The 1,471-nt window shown below is 28.1% G+C and carries 3 protein-coding genes; 1 reads left to right on the forward strand and 2 read right to left on the reverse strand.

Annotation, left to right across the window (positions count from 1 at the left end):
• Positions 1-106: 106 nt before the first annotated feature.
• Positions 107-688, reverse strand: coding sequence for a Bdr family repetitive protein (gene bdr, locus HNP68_RS06810; protein WP_183221717.1), 582 nt, complete (start codon positions 686-688; stop codon positions 107-109).
• A 276-nt stretch (positions 689-964) separates the two neighbouring features.
• Here bdr and HNP68_RS06815 point away from each other — a divergent pair, with 276 nt between their 5' ends.
• Positions 965-1,234 carry a hypothetical protein gene (locus tag HNP68_RS06815; RefSeq protein ID WP_183221719.1) on the forward strand — a complete coding sequence of 90 codons (270 nt, stop codon included), beginning with the start codon at positions 965-967 and terminating at the stop codon, positions 1,232-1,234.
• 99 nt (positions 1,235-1,333) lie between these two features.
• On the opposite strand, the gene HNP68_RS06820 is transcribed toward HNP68_RS06815, so the two are convergent.
• Positions 1,334-1,471 (reverse strand): zinc ribbon domain-containing protein (locus HNP68_RS06820; RefSeq protein WP_183221721.1); only part of this gene is annotated, 138 nt, incomplete at its 5' end.

Consider the following 1,471-nt stretch of genomic DNA (forward strand, 5'->3'; position numbering starts at 1 on the left):
CTAAATAACAATTATATATATAATTGTTATTTAGTATAAAATATTCTTAATTCACATCTTAAATCTTTTTTCTTAATTAATTGAAGTGAAAAATTCTTAGTCATTATTATTTGAAAAGCCCTGTAATTAGAGACATAACAAAAGGAACTACATGGGTTATCATAACGGGCAACACCACTACAGTAATAAAAATTGTAATTCTGTTACTTACATTAAGCTTTTCCAAAAAAATTTGGTTATTAATTTTCATTTCTTTTGTAAGATTTTGCGACAAATTATCTATCTTGGTATTGAGCTCATTTTTAACATTATCTATCTTGGTATTGAGCTCATTTTTAACATTATCTATCTTGGTATTGAGCTCATTTTTAACATTATCTATCTTAGCGTCTAAGTTAGCTATATCCTTTTGTAAATTCTTTTCTACATTATCAATCTTAGTATTTAAATTCTTTTCTACATTATCAATCTTAGTATTTAAATTCTTTTCTATAGTATCAATCTTGAACTCAAGATTCTCAAACTTTATTCCAAATTGTTTTTCTAAATTTTCTAAATCTCTATACGTAAGATTATTGTGATAATATCTTTTAGATAAATCTTGTGCTATTAGTTGTTCCATCCCTAGTCGAAGAAACTCTTTATATATTTGCTCTTCAGTAATGTTTGCTATTGAAACTAATTCCATAATTTATCACTCACTAAATGTAGTATAACACAAATTACAGCCAAATAATAGTAAATTTTCAAAATCAAAGAAAAGATCTTCCAGGCCGTAGTAACCGCCTAACCAAAAGCGAAATACCAACAACGCATTGGCTGGGCAATGTGAGCTTCTATTTCTAAAATCTTTGATTTTAGAAATAGAAGCTCAATTCCTTACGTCATATTTTAACTTACGTTGCAAATTCATCCCCACCTAAATTTCATAGAAATTATAGGTGGGGTATCCTTTGCTATTTTTTTGAAAAAATTCATTTTCAAAAAACTTCATGAAAAAATAATTGAAGAAAATTCAGAAAAAATTGACCCGAATTTCAAGGAAATTTCCAGTTTACGGCTTAGTTCTCATATTGGTAGAAAAGAAATTGAGTACCAACGACTTTTGAAAGTGTCGTGGTTTTTGGAAAAGAAATACATTGAATACCAAAAAACAATGAATTCTAATAATTATCTTAACCTAACATTAAAACAAGATTCAGAAATTGTCAACAACGTGAACTGCTATTTCTAAATCAAAGATTATAGAAATAGCTTCTTGTTTCATCCCATGATAGCTTTTTAGGTTCTAAAAGAACGGTCATCCACCAGAGCATGGTCCACAAGCTTTACTTCAGGCAGTTCCTGCCTTAGTTTTTATTTCATTACAATAATAAGCTTTAAGATTTAGAGATGCATTTATATCTCTATCATGCAAAACATTACAACTGCCACAAGTCCACTTAATATCACTTAATTTTAGAGTTGTATT

Origin of the sequence: Borreliella yangtzensis (assembly GCF_014201775.1) — a bacterium.
GTDB lineage: Bacteria > Spirochaetota > Spirochaetia > Borreliales > Borreliaceae > Borreliella > Borreliella yangtzensis.